This is a genomic window from Cohnella abietis (assembly GCF_004295585.1).
Taxonomy (GTDB): Bacteria; Bacillota; Bacilli; order Paenibacillales; family Paenibacillaceae; genus Cohnella; species Cohnella abietis.
On record NZ_AP019400.1, the window covers coordinates 3,285,396 to 3,300,868 of the forward strand.

General features: G+C 37.8%; 13 protein-coding genes. 10 read left to right on the forward strand and 3 right to left on the reverse strand.

From position 1 onward, the window contains the following. The first annotated feature begins 13 nt into the window (after positions 1–13). From KCTCHS21_RS14055 to KCTCHS21_RS14085, 7 genes are all read left to right on the forward strand, one after another. A complete protein-coding gene (locus KCTCHS21_RS14055) occupies positions 14–406 on the forward strand; it encodes a hypothetical protein (protein ID WP_130609200.1) in 393 nt (130 codons plus the stop codon). 819 nt (positions 407–1,225) lie between these two features. Then, the gene (locus KCTCHS21_RS14060; protein ID WP_197726523.1) at positions 1,226–2,149 is read left to right on the forward strand and encodes an HNH endonuclease; all 924 of its coding nucleotides are present in this window, start codon (positions 1,226–1,228) and stop codon (positions 2,147–2,149) included. Between the two features lie 321 nt (positions 2,150–2,470). After that, a complete protein-coding gene (locus KCTCHS21_RS14065; protein ID WP_130609204.1) occupies positions 2,471–3,271 on the forward strand; it encodes a hypothetical protein in 801 nt (266 codons plus the stop codon). A 67-nt stretch (positions 3,272–3,338) separates the two neighbouring features. Beyond that, positions 3,339–3,653 (forward strand): hypothetical protein, encoded by a 315-nt coding sequence (locus KCTCHS21_RS14070; RefSeq protein WP_130609207.1) that lies wholly within the window; start codon positions 3,339–3,341, stop codon positions 3,651–3,653. A gap of 461 nt (positions 3,654–4,114) precedes the next feature. After that, the gene (locus KCTCHS21_RS14075; RefSeq protein ID WP_130609210.1) at positions 4,115–6,100 is read left to right on the forward strand and encodes an RNA-directed DNA polymerase; all 1,986 of its coding nucleotides are present in this window, start codon (positions 4,115–4,117) and stop codon (positions 6,098–6,100) included. A 182-nt stretch (positions 6,101–6,282) separates the two neighbouring features. Beyond that, positions 6,283–8,067, forward strand: a complete 1,785-nt coding sequence (locus tag KCTCHS21_RS14080; RefSeq protein WP_130609213.1) for a protein kinase family protein — start codon at positions 6,283–6,285, stop codon at positions 8,065–8,067. A 428-nt stretch (positions 8,068–8,495) separates the two neighbouring features. Then, the gene (locus KCTCHS21_RS14085) at positions 8,496–9,407 is read left to right on the forward strand and encodes a hypothetical protein (protein ID WP_130609216.1); all 912 of its coding nucleotides are present in this window, start codon (positions 8,496–8,498) and stop codon (positions 9,405–9,407) included. 446 nt (positions 9,408–9,853) lie between these two features. Here the strand turns inward: KCTCHS21_RS14085 and KCTCHS21_RS14090 are convergent, their stop codons facing one another. The 3 genes from KCTCHS21_RS14090 to KCTCHS21_RS14100 form a co-directional block, all read right to left on the reverse strand. Next, positions 9,854–10,966 carry a PRK06851 family protein gene (locus tag KCTCHS21_RS14090; protein ID WP_130609219.1) on the reverse strand — a complete coding sequence of 371 codons (1,113 nt, stop codon included), beginning with the start codon at positions 10,964–10,966 and terminating at the stop codon, positions 9,854–9,856. A 222-nt stretch (positions 10,967–11,188) separates the two neighbouring features. Further along, positions 11,189–12,130 (reverse strand): aldo/keto reductase, encoded by a 942-nt coding sequence (locus KCTCHS21_RS14095; RefSeq protein WP_130616513.1) that lies wholly within the window; start codon positions 12,128–12,130, stop codon positions 11,189–11,191. A 48-nt stretch (positions 12,131–12,178) separates the two neighbouring features. Beyond that, the gene (locus KCTCHS21_RS14100) at positions 12,179–13,018 is read right to left on the reverse strand and encodes an oxidoreductase (protein WP_130609222.1); all 840 of its coding nucleotides are present in this window, start codon (positions 13,016–13,018) and stop codon (positions 12,179–12,181) included. 159 nt (positions 13,019–13,177) lie between these two features. Between KCTCHS21_RS14100 and KCTCHS21_RS14105 the strand changes: the two genes are divergently transcribed. From KCTCHS21_RS14105 to KCTCHS21_RS14120, 3 genes are all read left to right on the forward strand, one after another. Then, positions 13,178–13,564 carry a MerR family transcriptional regulator gene (locus KCTCHS21_RS14105; protein WP_130609225.1) on the forward strand — a complete coding sequence of 129 codons (387 nt, stop codon included), beginning with the start codon at positions 13,178–13,180 and terminating at the stop codon, positions 13,562–13,564. A 156-nt stretch (positions 13,565–13,720) separates the two neighbouring features. Then, positions 13,721–14,752 carry a leucine-rich repeat domain-containing protein gene (locus KCTCHS21_RS14115; RefSeq protein ID WP_130609227.1) on the forward strand — a complete coding sequence of 344 codons (1,032 nt, stop codon included), beginning with the start codon at positions 13,721–13,723 and terminating at the stop codon, positions 14,750–14,752. 42 nt (positions 14,753–14,794) lie between these two features. Further along, on the forward strand, positions 14,795–15,238 hold the full coding sequence (locus KCTCHS21_RS14120; protein ID WP_130609230.1) for an SMI1/KNR4 family protein: 444 nt from the start codon (positions 14,795–14,797) through the stop codon (positions 15,236–15,238). The last annotated feature ends 235 nt before the right edge of the window (positions 15,239–15,473 follow it).

Below are 15,473 nucleotides of genomic sequence, written 5' to 3' on the forward strand. Positions count from 1 at the left end.
AGGGGGAAATTTCATGGATGATCTCATTAACAAAATCATTGAGGATATCAATAAAACGGGATATCCAACTGAAATGAAAGTAGTAAATATCTTCCAAAAAAGAAAGTGGAGTTGTAGTGAAAATCAATATTTCATTGACCAAGATGAACATAAGGGACGGGAAATTGATTTAAAGGTTCATACTAATAAATATTACGAGGAATCAGGCCCAATATGTTGTTGGTCTATGTTATCTGTAGAAATAAAAAAATCTGAAAAACCATGGGTTATATTTACTACCAACAGACGGAGGACTGATACTGGTGGATATGGATTACTAAATCATCGCAATAATATTAACAGCTCCATCTTGAGTTACAACAAAATAATGAATAAATATCCTGGTAAATCTACTAAGATAGGTTGAAATGAATATGTAGCTTTAGCAAAGGATGGCCATCCCCAAATATACAATGCTATTCTTTCAGCAGTTAAGTCAGCCATTGAAGAGCATAGATTAGCTGAAGATCATAAAGAAGCTTATAACAATAGTTCATTTGATATTGCCTTCTATACACCTGTTGTTATTTTGAGTGGAAAGCTATTTGAAGCTTACTTAAATTCTGACAACGAAATTGAAATCAATCCTTCTAATCATATTGTATATAATTTAAATTATGCTTCTCCAAGCTATAATAGAAAATCTTACTTAGTTGACATTGTTACAGTCGAAGGTCTGGAAGAGTATATAAATTCTCATGAAAGATGGCTCCAATATATGAATAATAAGATTAGGAATTCAGTAACTCAAGAAGGCTGAATAGCAGATAATACCGTATTCACGCTGTGGAGCTGACGCTCCTTGTCCCGGTTTCAACTTCAGATATGAGGATGCCATAGTTCATGCGGCTGGTGCTGGCGGAGCAGGTTTATCGGGCGATTAGTTTAATCGGAGTAATAGTGCCATAGGTGACTGTGAAATTAGGATGTTGAGGGAGGGAGGGTGAAGAGGTACCTAGATATATTTAACCCCTTAGAGATGTATTCTAAGGGGTTATTGCACAATAGGCTTGATATTGTTTTTTTATATCCGTGGTATAATATGGTATAAAAAAAGGCTATATGTTCGTAAACTTGCGTATAGCTGCCCCAGTCGGAGGTATAAAGGATCTCGGATACATTATAATGCGGGAACGTTATAGAAGATAGATGAAGATGTCTCGAATTTAGTGTAGGAGGGGTATTAGTGGGGAATAGAATGGATGAGGCATTTCAAACTTGGAAAAAAAGAGTAAGAAATGATCGCATAAATGCGATATGTAAGCCTTGTTGGGAGTTAAACTACTGTCCTTACGGGTCGCTTGTCGAAAGCTTTCCTATAACTGAAAACGAGGAATATCGTTGTAGAGTTTTTGGACATGTATGCCCAGTGTTTATCGTTGCTGAACCATTTACAGAAACCAAAAAAATTCGGAATATTACGAGAAATATACCCCAACCAGTTAAATTCAAAGTCTTCAGGAGGGATAATCAAGTTTGTCAAGAGTGTGGAAAAAATGTGGGGTTTGAAGAAATAAACTTTGATCACATAATTCCTTGGTCTAAGGGTGGTTCGTCTGATGAACGCAATATTCGATTACTTTGCGAAACATGTAATAAAAAGCGAGGAAGTGATTATGAAGAAGAATATCTAACACCAGTATTCCAAGAAATATTCTACGAGCCAACCCCAATAGATCTTTCAATGCTCGAAGATTTATTAAGGTTAGTAGCGTTATGGTTCTATATGCATAACAAAATGGGGTTCCCTCCGAAGGAAACGGAGTACTGTAAGATAATTCAAACCGATGATATTGAAACTGATAAGTTTATGTTTTTTCTGGTTTCACAAGTTGTGGAATTACTAACAAGTCAAGAATCGTTTATAAATGTAAAAAAGAAAATGAAGGCTCTCCAGTTTCGATGGGGATTCAAAGATGGACAAAACCATATAATTATTGAAACGTGCAAGAAATTTAAAATTGATATGAAATACTATGTTGATTCGGAAATGCTTGTGCTAAGAAGATTAGGATTTATTCTAAAAAAAGATCTTCAAGACTTAAATACATATTACGAATTGGATGTAAAAATAGATCAATTCCTTGAAGAAAATCAGATACTTTTATAGGTTATGAAGCTTGTTTCTCCTCATTCTGTGAATGCTTCGTTCATTGACAATATCGCTATGATCGGAGAGGGGAATTTCCTCATTGATAATACAACATTAGGTGGGGATAACATTGAGTGATGTTGCTAAAAACCAGCATTATATACCACAGAGTGTATTAAATTGGAGGAATTTATCATTATGTGTCGAAAAGTTCCTTATAGAAACAAGCAATTAAGATACAAATTCTTGTTGGAATGGGCAACAAGTGCGAAGTGGATTCTGATCTTTTAGTATCCTATAGCCCAACACAGAAACTATAAATGAAAGTGGAGGCGCACTATGGATTTAAGCACGTGGCTAAGTATTATCGGAATTATTATCACTTGTGTAGGATTGTTTGTGACAGTTAACAAGACGAAAACAATACACAAAAATAGTCACAACAGCAATATCACCGACAGCTTTAATACAACAAAAAACGTTGATAAACGAAAAACCACATACGAGCTTCACGAACACCATGAGCATCATCATCACACCACGAATCACCCTTCGACCGCTAACAGCGAGAATTATGAAATGGGGAAGGCTATAGCATTAGGTTTCGGTGCGCTCGCTGTGTTTGGGGTAGCAATATTCTTTTACATCAAATATAAATCGATGATTATTGAGATTGCCACTGGAGTAATGATTGTGGGCGTACTAACTGCGGTTCTTGTCGCTTATTTCAAAGAATCGATCTCCAATGGATATAAATATTATTTGCTGATCTTTTGGCTGTTTGTCTTTGGGATGGTTATTTTAATCAACCATCCGATTTACTCACCTGATAAGTTGGATATTGCAGTAAACAAATTTACAAGTATTGAAGTTAAGGATGCTCCCAAGACATTATGGCAATTACATAAGGACAATCAATCAGCGGCACTCTTTTTAACATTTCAAATCGTCGGGCTGGTCATGATGATATGCTACCAGTTGTTTTACTTCTTTCTAATCTTTAAGATCATTGCAAACAAACGAATTCAGTCGATAAACTCATTGATTAAAACGGACATAGTCTTTGTACTAATCATCATGCTTTTTATAAGTGGCGAGCTAAATCGGTTAATTCAACTGCTACCTGCTGCAACAAATTGAAGAGGAAATCCGGCGGCTATACTACGACTACGTTAAAACCAAGAACCTAATTTGAGGAGGAGTTCCAATGGCTAAACGAGATTCGAAACCAAAGATAAATAAACTCGAGGATAAATACGTCATATCCCCTTCCCAATACGAAGAAGGCCGAACGGAGCTTACGGATGATCAACGTGTAAAAGTTGATCAATTATCCCAATTGATTACTGGTTACTACGATAATTTTTTCACCCTGGCCGGTTCCTATACACCAAGAAGTTATTTAGACATCATTCGTTCTCAACTTGATCTTAGGGTAAAAGACAATATGATGGAACCACACGAACGACTGGAAGCACTCAGAATACTGGAAGAGTTGAGACGAGCGTTAGGCATTGAATAGTTGTTCAAAGACAAGAACATCCTTAATGATATTCAACTAATGGAGAATGATAGTTTAACCAAGTTCGTTCGGGCCACCGATTTTCTTCGGCGGCTTTCGTGCATTATTATGGGTTTGATAATGCCCCCTTGGAAGGTTGGGCAATACGCACCGCGGCAGCTATTTTCACAATTTTCGCCGATAGCCCCGTTAAGCTGAGCCTTATCACAAATAGGGCGAAATGGTAAGGTTAGTGGCTTAAGGTATTTAAAGCACTATTAAAGATAATATAGGTGTGGATAGCCTCAAGAATGTTCCTCAGTAGTTACCTTCTTTGTGAGAACGTATAAATTAGCTCTAACGAATAGTTAGTTTAATAAGGTACCTGATATGCACCCTCTTGTTATAGTTTTAGATCGAATGCTGAATGATGAGATATATCATAAATAAGATAGACTATAAATAAAATTGGACGTGAGATTATGTCGGTTGTAATTGGAATAGCAGAGAAAATAATTTCACAAGGATATTTTCCCAAAGAAATACCAAAAGAATTTACTTCTCTTGATATAGGTGGGCATGTTAACACGTTTGACTTATCAAAAGAAAAACTAACAAAAAAGGGGCTTAATAAATGGAGTAAGTTAATAGACTTTTCATACCCTAAAACTGATAATTTTCGAAGAACAATCTCAGTTGCACATCCGCTACATTATATATTATTAGCTAGGCTGCTGGAAGAAAATTGGGACAAACTAAATGATCATTTTAATAAATCACAGTATTCATTGACTACTCCCAGTGTATATGATAGTGAACCTATAAAACCAAAATTTAAAATGGAAGAAAAAATTAATAGAAGACTAACTAATCTTGTGACAAGAAAATATATCTTGAAGGCTGATATCACAAGATACTACCCAAGTATTTATACTCATTCGATTCCGTGGGCATTACATACTAAAGAAGTAGCTAAATCAAATACAAAAGATGATAATTTAATTGGCAATAAAATAGATACATTAGTTAGAAATATGCAGGATGGACAAACTATCGGCATACCTATTGGTCCTGTAACCTCATTGATAATTCAAGAGATAGTTGGTACCGCTATTGATAATGAATTTATGAGGGAAATCGGTGACAGTTTAAGAGGTTTTAGATATACGGATGATATGGAATACTATTTTAGTTCTTCTGAAGAAGCAGAGAAAGCACTTAATGTGTTACATAAAGTTTTACAAAGGTATGAATTAGTTTTGAATAAGGAGAAGACGGTAATTATAAAAATTCCCCAGGGGCTAGAACCAGAATGGCTATATTATTTCAGAAAATTTAAATTTAGATATACAAAAGATAACAAGCAAATTGCTACAGTTGTTCAGAGAGATGACTTGAAAGAATATTTTGGGAAAGCATTTAAGTTTAAGATTGAAACTAGTGAAAAAGGAATATTAAATTATGCAATAAAAAATCTCAGGAAAATTATAATTAATAGGGAAAATTGGGATTTATTTGAATCTTTAGTTTTGCAATCAATTCTTGTAGATTCATCAATAATTCCAACCGTTTTTGAAATTATTGAAGGTTATAAGTATAGAGGATACCCTATTAATATGGATAAACTCACAGACTTTATAAATGCACTTATTAAAGATAATATAGAACTAAAAAATGAGTTTGAGGTGTCATGGGCTCTTAGCTTCGCTAGTAAACTTAATATACGTATTGTTGAAGATGCAAGTAATCTCTTGTTGAAAAATGATAATGCACTGATAAATATACTTGTGATGATTTTACATTCTAAGGAGCTTTTAGATGGGTCTTTAGATTTTTCGTTCTATGAGAGTCTATTAACTCAGGAGAGTCTTTATGAGAGTAGTTGGCTCTTTACATATGAGTGTTGCATCCAAGGTTGGATAGGTAGAGATAAGAATACAGATTTTATAAAAGATGATAAATTTTTCGAGCAACTCTCAAGGTATAATATTTCTTTTATTAATCCAAATTATTCAATAGTTTTGGAGTATCTAAAGAAATCCATGATTTCAATATGTATGGACCAATATAAATCAAAAGTTACAGTTTTATCTGCAAAAGAGATTTTATTAGAGGTTATCGAAGAGTATGCGTTCTCATTTGACAACGGATTATTTGAAGAAATATTGAATCTATTAGAGTTAAATATAAAGGAAGAGATAGAAGAGAATCAAGAAGCAGAGGAAGAGATAGAAGAGAATCAAGAAGCAGAGGAAGAGATAGAAGAGAATCAAGAAGCAGAGGAAGAGATAGAAGAGAATCAAGAAGCAGAGGAAGAGATAGAAGAGAATCAAGAAGCGGATGAAGAGATAGAAGAGGATCAAGAAGCAGGGGAAGGGGTAGAAGAGAGTTGGATATCAAACTTCCTGACAACAAATATTAATAAGACACTTAGAATTAGAACATTCAAAAGTGAGCGAGATTATTAGAAGAATTATGTACTCTGGGACGTCAGAGCAGCCATTCACAAAAAAATCAAACAGGGTAAGCAGACTTGGTTGCTATCAAGAGAGGACATTTTTATTAGGGGCTACGACTTGTATTTCTTGACAAATTTTTTAAGTTTGCAAAAGGAGCAAGCAAGGATAAATTCATTTGTGGGGTCGATACTATGGCAATTCCAGCACATGAAATTGATGAGTATTTACGTGTACTAGCCCGCAAGATCAACGCTCAGTTTTCAAATATGAAAGATGCATCTGCCCTCTTCGACGATTACTACGAGGGTATTGAAAGCGAGAATCTCAAGCAAATATTCCCTCTGTTTCATGCCATATTTAATAACTCATTTGCTTTCATAAATCAAAAGCTTTCACCTGGATACGGTGGACATTTCAATGCGGATCCTAGCAGAGAACTGATTGATGTTATTGAGGCTTGTCAGAAGCTTCAAGCAAATTTGAAAAAGTCATTAGCTGCCTTTGAATTGGATCAAAACTACATGGACTTGATAGTTAGATGCAGCTCTTTCTTGAGTAAGAGTGGAGGCAGTACTATCCCTGCGGATTTTCCGATGATTGAACTGATTGAGCATCGAGCTATATTTAATATTATGAACGTCGTGGAGGTGAAGAGTTCACCAGGTAAAGAAGCGTTTCAAACGAGGTTAACTGGTGGTGGATCTTACGCCCAGGTATTCAAATATAAAGACCCCCATTATAATCGGTGGTTTGCTTTGAAACGTGCAAAAGCTGATTTATCTACAAAGGAATTACAACGCTTTAAGAACGAGTACGAGATCACGCGCAAGCTGAATTCGCCCTATATTATTGAAGCCTATAATTACAATAACGAAAAAAATGAATATACCCTCGAGTATGCTAACGGAGGGACGTTGGCTGATTATATACGTGACAATAACACTAAGTTGGTTATGAAAGATAGACTTAAGCTTATAGGCCAACTTTTTAGTGCTTTTATTTATATCCACGAAAAGGAAATATTGCATCGGGACATTAGTTACCATAATATTTTGATTCACCACTTCGATAAAACGTGGATTGTTCTTAAAATTTCTGATTTCGGTCTTGTAAAAATTCCTGAAAGCTCTTTAACGAGTATGGATTCGAGCGTAAAGGGCTCTCTTAACGACCCAGACTTGACAAAAGTGGGATTTGCAAACTACGAAGTTCGACATGAGATTTACGCGCTTGCTCAGGTTGTAAATTTTATACTTTGTGGTAGAAAACATGGGAATGGAATCTATAGTAAGAATCAGAATGTGAAAAAATTCCTGTTGAAGGGTTTAGCCGCAGACATTGATGAACGTTTTGTTTCTGTACAAGAAATGGCACGTGCCTTTCAATACGTGAAAAACGGAATTTTAATGGACCGGGGGGAAGATAGTGAGGAACGGCCTACTACTGGGACCACTGTAACTGTTTCCCCATTTCTAAAAAGTAAAGGCGCAATCGTAGAGTGGAACGCATCTATGCAAGATAAAAATGCTGAGCTGCCTTTAGTTCTTAGTGGTCAGAAGGCAATGCTATATATGGGACGAAATAACCCTAATGGAATGAAGTTTTTAGTTGTTTTTGATGGAGAAGAGGCTGCTGTTTCGTTACCAATAAATGAGACATCAGATTACGGTCTGTTAGAAGATGTAGAGATCGGAAAAATAAGCATTCAAGCTATGACAACCGATTTAAATGGAGATGGAAATTCGGAAATCGTCATCGTTGCATCGGACGGAATAATCAAAGGGGGTGTTTGGGTTTTTTCTTATACGAAAATTAGAAACAAAGAGAAAGTAAACCCTTTCCGACAAGAATTATTTGAACAAACTCAAGGAAAGGTATCGATTGTAAATAATAAAATTACGATACCTTACGGCAGTCAGGGATTATATAATGAATACCTGTATACCGCAAATGGTGTATATATTCGTCATAATTAGACGGGGGGTAACTTCATATTTAGGTGCCTTTTGATTTCGCTCTACAGATGTTACGGAGAACCGTATCACAAATAGTGGTAAAGCGGAGAGTAGAAGTTTCGGTTAGTCTTCAATTATGCAGCACAATAGTAAGGACTGTGTAGTCTCAAACCAAGGGAGCGATTAGATATACTTGATCGCTCCTTTGGTTTTACTCGGAGCCCTATCTGGTGATCAACTTGAACTCTCATAAATATCCAATATGTTGAAACATCACGAAAACTTGCATATCTTTATCAGAGAGGCACCGATTTAGCAGGGGACTTCAATCATTTTGTCGAAATACCGTAGGTAAAGCAAATTTATAAAGTTTACTAAAGTTTGCGAAAAAGATGTTAGACCAAAAATTGTAGATAAATGAAAAGACAACGATGATTGGAGGTAATATTATGATACTCAATGAGGATATATCAAGTCTTTCATTATATAAAGATGTGGTTGAAATAGCTGAACAAAAGGGGATTGAAATAATATTCTCAACTTTAGAAGAAGAAAAATCTTCAAGTGAATTAGGTGTTTCAAGTTTTAATCCTGAAAAAAAGATTATACAAATTGAAATTCGACCTTCTGTAATCAATAGAGTAGAAGTATTTATTCATGAATTGCTTCATGCGAAATCATATTTGTTGGGAAATCCGTATATTCAAAGCTATAGTATGATACAGATTAATCCTTACTTTCACAATATTATTGGATCGATCAACAATAGCTTCCATCATCATATTATGGTTTATCCAGAAATGAAACGTTTGGGTTACAATCAAGATGATATAGATAAGCAATTCATAGATAATATTCTAGAGAACTGTGACAAGGTATTTGAAGGTACTGAGAAATTAGCTCATGCCGTAAATCTATTAGAATTATATTTGAGAAGCCCCGAATCAATCTTAAACGTAGAACATAAAATTAAAAAAACTCAATCAGATGAGTATCAGCTATTTATCGATTTGAAAAATAGTATTTTGCCTATAACCTCTCCATTAGAAATGAGAGCGGCGTATGCAAAAGTGCTCAAAAAACTTAATGAGTTTGTATATCAAATCGCTAATGAATCTTTGTACCTAAATATTATTATTTTAGTGAGTCCCATTTTTCCTGATTCATATTTGGAGAAGTCAGCAGCATTTTCACTATATACATTAAAGCTCAAAGGGTATCCTCATGTATTTGTGCTTGATAAGGACCATAATCAATGTTGTTACTTTTTAAGCAATAATGGTAAGGATTTGGATAAAAACTATGTAAATAACATTCTAAAAGAAAGTAAATTAAGCGACCTCATTAAAATGTTAAGTTAGTTAATTAGTGTGGATATATTCAATGAAGCGAAGTCCTTCTTCTAACATAATATTTACGCTTCGGGTATTTGCACCCGGTTCGGCATAGGGGGTTGGGGGAAGTTGAACCTTATCATAAGTGACGGCGATAAAAATGGTAACAAGAAGTGATTAGAGGTCTGAGGAGTGATAGAGGTAATCCATTTTGATTATGTTTCAAGAAGAAGGTACTTGCTAGGCAGAACTTCTTTCAGGTTTAGATCAACGAAAGCAAGCACCAAATCATGGATTAAGCCATATATGATGCTGATCACGGATGAGAATGGAACCGATTTCCCAAGCGGGTACTATACTGCTAGATACAGAAGGACATGCGAGAAGTGGAAGAAGCACCAATCCCATTCGGGGCTCAACTTGCATTAGATTGCTGAGCCCCATCTAAGATAGAACGCTTTTGGATAGATATTTTATTTTGAAAGCTGAATTATTGAGCCGATCAGTTCATTCAATTCGGATTGTAATTGCAAATGGAGTTTCTCAACGACCGAATAATCTGTGGCCGCAACATAGTAGGCCTTGATTTGAGAATCGATGGATTCGGCTTCCGCCAGATGGGAGGTGGCCTCTTTCATTTTTGCGGAATAGCGTGCTTTGATACCGGCTATTTCGGCAGCATGAGCTTCATCTGTTCCAGGAGCTATAGCCCGTGCATACATATCTAGGATCTCATCCCCGTCCCGATCTGGAAAGTATTCATGTGGGGCGGTACTGTCGAAGATAGCTGTTCCAAGCTTCGGGAATATCAACATATCAAGACTGTTCGGATCAAACCCGCAATGAAACACTTGAACTTCGATCCCGTTCTTTTCGGCAGCGGCGGCAAGCTTTTTCAGCAGAGTCGATTTGCCAGATCCCGCCCTTCCTTTGATGAAAATCCGTCTTTCCAGCTGAACGGTTAAGCTTTGAATAAAATCGAATGCTCCCTTGGGAGTTGCAGCTCCGAAAAACAAGTGACGCGGAGCGGTTGGCGTATCGCTTTCGTGATCGGGGTATAATTCTTGAATCAGCTCCTGCGCAATTTGGTCGGCCTTCGAGAAATCCATGTTCTCGATATAATATTTTTCCCACTCGTCATGAATTTTCAATGCAGTTGCGAAAGTCTCATACGTTTTTGAATAGGCGCTCTCGAGCTTACCTCTAAGATCTTCTATCGTTATGAAATGTTCCGGTAAAAGAAGACTGTTATCAAACGCTTCCTTGAAATCGATATAGACGATTTCACCGGCCCCGCTATCCGAAATCCCCTTGCAGACTCGCCCGTCGACAATACCAACCTTCAATTCCGTTAAAATGATGCCATCCAGTTCATCGGGACGGAGAGGGGAGTGGAAGTATTGCACATGAAAGCCTTTATCCAGCAGGCTATCCGCCAAGCTTTGAATGACCGTCGATTTCCCTGTACCTTGGGGCCCCGTAAGGACCAATATCTTGTTCAACCCTTCAAATGCGGATTTAAACAAGAAATGAGCTCCGTGCGCAGTGTTGCCGTGAGCAAAATAGTGAGATGATTTTAATGCCAACCCGATACACCCCTTTGTGCCTATTCCGATTTCAACAGAATAAGTCTGATTGGTATAGATGCCTATTTATTTGTATATTCCGCATTGTAAAAAGTGGTGTTCGTCCTCTCCCATGTTTTTTTCTATTTGTTGGCGGGGCTTAATTGGCGACTCAAAATCAAAAAACTCCTAGTAGGAGTTTTTTTGATAAGCAAAGTTAATGTATGAATGACTAATGTAAATTTAGAAACGCCCCCCGGCAGCGAAGCCTTTTGGAGAGATACGTTCAATTTCTTCAAAATCCGCTGGAGTAAGTTGAACCTGCAGAGCGCCAAGATTCTCCTTCACCCGGTCTATTCGCTTTGTACCAGGGATTGGCACAATGAAGTCTCCTTGGGCGAGAAGCCACGCCAATGCAAGTTGAGCAGATGTACACATTTTTTTTGAAGCCATCTCTTCAATCAGCGCTGCGACCTCCACATTTTTAATGAAGTTATCGCCTTGAAAGCGTTCATAATGCCGCCTATAATCATCCTCTGCCAAATCCTCGAACTTTTTAATTTGTCCAGTCAGGAATCCCCGTCCTAGCGGGCTATAAGGTACAAAACCAATTCCCAATTCTTTGAGAACCGGAAGTACTTCATCTTCCACTTCTCTACTCCATAAAGAATACTCCGTTTCCACTGCAGTTATGGGATGAATGGTGTGCGCACGACGGATGATATCAGCAGGTGCTTCGGATAGACCGATATAACGTATTTTCCCATCTTTGACCAAGTCGGCCATCGTTCCAATGGTTTCTTCAATAGGGGTGTTCGGATCATAGCGGTGTTGATAATAGAGATCAATGTAATCTAATCCGAGATGGTATAAGCTAGCATCCACGGATTTTTTGATATACGCCCGATCACCTTTGGGCCCCTGGGTATGCGTTACTCCAAATTTCGTGGCAATCACCGCTTTATCCCGTCTATACTTAAGTGCCCGCCCTACCAGCTCTTCGTTTTCTCCAAACCGCTGCTGCGAAAATTCACCATAAATATCCGCAGTGTCAAACATAGTGACGCCGATATCCAGCGCCTCATGAATCACGCGAACCGATTCCTCGTTATTCGGCATCATCATGGTTCCAAGACCTAATGCTGAAACCTCTAATCCCTCACGTCCAAGCGTCCTTTTTTGTATAGGTTCTGACCTCATCTATTTTATCTCCTAGAATTAATATTTTGTTAATCAAATGAAATCTGTAGATGTACCAAGAGTTTCCCATTCAGTCAAATCTTTTTGAACATTTACGATTTTATTGTTAGCTACATCATAGGCATCCTGTCCAAGGAAAAGATGTAAGGGTGGATGCTCTGATTCTGTTACTTTGATCAATAGATCCATTGCTTTTTCTGGATCACCTGGTTGGTTCTTATCAAAATCTTTCAGAAAAGCTTCCTGTCCATCCCGCATGGTTTTATAATCGTCAATTAGGTTTGTAGTAGTTCCACTAATTGAGCCCTCGGATAGGAAATTTGTGCGAAAATACCCTGGTTTAATGGCAGTTACATGGATTCCGAATGGCTGAAGCTCTTGAGACAGTGCCTCACTAATCCCATCTACGGCAAATTTAGTTGCTCCATAAATACCGCCTCCCGCAAAACCATAAAAACCACCTACGGAAGAGAAGTTAATAATATGCCCAGACTTTTGCTTTCGTAATTGAGGGAGTGCTTGCCGCAAAACGTTAAGTGTACCAAACACATTAATCTCAAAGTTTTTACGGACTAATTCATCCGATACCTCCTCAATAAATCCAATTTGACCATAACCGGCATTATTGACGACGACATCAAGCCCGCCAAAATGTTCAATTGTTGCAGAAATAGCTTTTTGGACGTCTTTCTCATCTGATAAGTCGAGGTTTATAGCAAGAAATCGATCATGGCTTCCGACTGCTTTTTCCAAGTCAGCTTTGGTTCTTGAGGTTGCAGCTACTTTATATCCTTGCTCTAATAGCTTTCTGACTAGTGTCAATCCCATTCCCTTGGAAGCACCGGTTACAAACCAAATCTTATTACTGCTCATAGTTCTTCACCTCCCTTTCCTGATCCTTGTTTTGGATTCTTTATAATCATATCTGTTAAAGTATTGTCTAAGTCAAATAGGCCATTATTGTTAAATAAACAGATAAAAAGTGTACAATATGTTAGAGTAACTATAACTATTAAGGAGTGTGATAAATAAATGGCCTATACCGTTAAGGATATTTCAACAAGAACAGGGATAACAGCTCATACACTACGTTTCTATGAAAAACAGGGAGTCCTGCCTTATGCAGAACGAACTGAACAAGGAATCCGAATGTATGACGAGTCAAGTATTGAGTGGATAGAAACAATTTTAGCGCTGCGTTCGACTGGAATACCTTTAGCCGAACTAAAACTATACGTAGATTTATATAAAGAAGGGGATAGTACTCTACAAAGGCGAAAAGAGATAATGAACAATCACAAAGTAAAAGTCGAGGAACAAATGCTTCAGTTAATTAAAACCTTAGGAAGAATCAACTACAAAATGGCATTGTATGACGTACAATTGGAACAATTAGAAAGGTCGTCTTGCACTTTGTGATGTTAAGAAAAAAATTGTATCTATGTAGTGAGGGTCGAACTCATATATGAGCGTTTGGAAGAAAAACTAAAAACGACCTCCGCTCTAAAATGGTTTCCTGGCCATGGTGCAGAAGAAAGCTGGAAACCCCATAGACTGGACTAGGAGGGTTTTCAAATGCGCAAAAAGTGGAAAAGTAGGGTTTTGATCGACAATCCCGTTGTGCTGAATCGAGATCAGATCGAGCAGGATTTGAACAACGGTAACCAAGTGATTATCCAGTTCTCTCATCCAGACTTTTATGGCTCCTCCATTTTGGAGGAAGTGGATGAGCTTTGCACTCGTTTGGATGAAAATTTCGGAGTTCGTTTCTACGGGCACTACTCTCTCTCGTTCGATGGGCATACGCTTTTGCGGATTCCTCATGTCAAAACGCTGCATCTCAACAGTCTTACCCAGGCACATCATATAGAAGCATTGGCCACGCTGAAAAATTTGCACAGTTTGCACCTAGGCATATACGAGCTGGAGAATTCAAATATTTTAGGAATAGACTCGCTGTACTCTTTAAGAGATTTAACTATTTTCTCGGAAAAAAAGGTCCTTAACCTGCAAAATTTTAAAGAGTTCTCTCATCTGCAACACTTGCATGTCGGGGGTAAGGTAAAAAATATGGATGCTATAGGTGATCTGGAGGACTTGAATTATCTCTCGCTGCATTCGATTAGTAAATTACCGCTAACTTTTATTAATCGACTGAAGAGGTTGAAGCATCTTCGCATTCTGCTAGGAGGTCGGGAACATCTTCAAGAAATCGAAGAGAATGAAATCGACCATCTGGAGATTTGTAGAGTTCGAGGTTTTCATGACCTGACCAATATTACGAGCTTCCGAGCGCTAACGAGTCTTGTGATCGAGGATCAAATCCAACTGAATGAAATCGGTATTGATCGGGAAATGAAAACTCTGGAGGAGCTAACCATTTCGAATTGCAAAGGCTTAACTCGTTTGACTGGATTGGAGCAATTGCCTTCGCTGCGCAAGCTTCGCATATATAAAACGGCAATCGATTATGATTCCTTTATCCATCAAGTACTTCCAAGTTCATTATCTATAGTCGAATTTGCGACTGCCAATAGTAAAGTAGACCAAGAAATTCAAAATTCATTATTACAGTTAGGTTTTCAAAAATGGAGCAGCTCCTATTAAGTCACATTAGTAGAGGAGCAAATATACAAAGGAGATTAACTTATGAAGGATGCGTTAATGGAGAGATTAAAGATATTCCTTCATCGGGAGGATAATAGTACATTAGTAGGCATTCCGGCGAGCGAAGAGGAAATTGCTAAGGCACAGCAACAGCTGAATGTAAACTTTCATGAGTATTACTTACATTTTATAAGGACGTTTGGCGGAGCATATGCAGGTCTTGCGGTATATGCATTCTCTAATGGCTCTAGTCTCGGAAATGAAACGGTTGTTGATTTGACGTTGGGGTTCCGAGAGCAATTCAAGGAACTTCCCTTCGCAGAGGTTTTACGGACCAGTTATGTCATTTCTATGGATGGGTCCGGCGATCCGATTATCATCAATCAGTCAGGGAAGGTTTTCATCTGTTATCACGATACCGGGGAAATCAAGTTAGTAGCCGATTCATTCGAGGTGCTGATCGAGGATAATTTTTATGAATGGTGATTAGTTTAACCCGGTAGACCATCTACTCGCGGCGGTTCTGGTAATAAGCTAGTAAGGCTGGGGGCAAAGCGCCGCGGCAGACTTTTCGCCGGTAGACACGTTAAGCTGAATCTTACCATAAGTGAAGGCGAAAAATTTTGTTATTAGAAGTTTGGGAGAGTTGTTGGGTGTGAATATAGTGATATGACCTCTAAGACCTTTGGTTTTAGGGGTTATTCGTACTAGAGCTAGTCGA

Coding starts and splice junctions, on each gene's coding strand:
- KCTCHS21_RS14055 (WP_130609200.1), top strand. CDS start 14: ATGGATGATCTCATTAACAAAATCATTGAGGATATCAATAAAACGGGA.
- KCTCHS21_RS14065 (WP_130609204.1), top strand. CDS start 2,471: ATGGATTTAAGCACGTGGCTAAGTATTATCGGAATTATTATCACTTGT.
- KCTCHS21_RS14070 (WP_130609207.1), top strand. CDS start 3,339: ATGGCTAAACGAGATTCGAAACCAAAGATAAATAAACTCGAGGATAAA.
- KCTCHS21_RS14075 (WP_130609210.1), top strand. CDS start 4,115: ATGTCGGTTGTAATTGGAATAGCAGAGAAAATAATTTCACAAGGATAT.
- KCTCHS21_RS14080 (WP_130609213.1), top strand. CDS start 6,283: ATGGCAATTCCAGCACATGAAATTGATGAGTATTTACGTGTACTAGCC.
- KCTCHS21_RS14085 (WP_130609216.1), top strand. CDS start 8,496: ATGATACTCAATGAGGATATATCAAGTCTTTCATTATATAAAGATGTG.
- KCTCHS21_RS14100 (WP_130609222.1), bottom strand. CDS start 13,018: ATGAGCAGTAATAAGATTTGGTTTGTAACCGGTGCTTCCAAGGGAATG.
- KCTCHS21_RS14105 (WP_130609225.1), top strand. CDS start 13,178: ATGGCCTATACCGTTAAGGATATTTCAACAAGAACAGGGATAACAGCT.
- KCTCHS21_RS14115 (WP_130609227.1), top strand. CDS start 13,721: ATGCGCAAAAAGTGGAAAAGTAGGGTTTTGATCGACAATCCCGTTGTG.
- KCTCHS21_RS14120 (WP_130609230.1), top strand. CDS start 14,795: ATGAAGGATGCGTTAATGGAGAGATTAAAGATATTCCTTCATCGGGAG.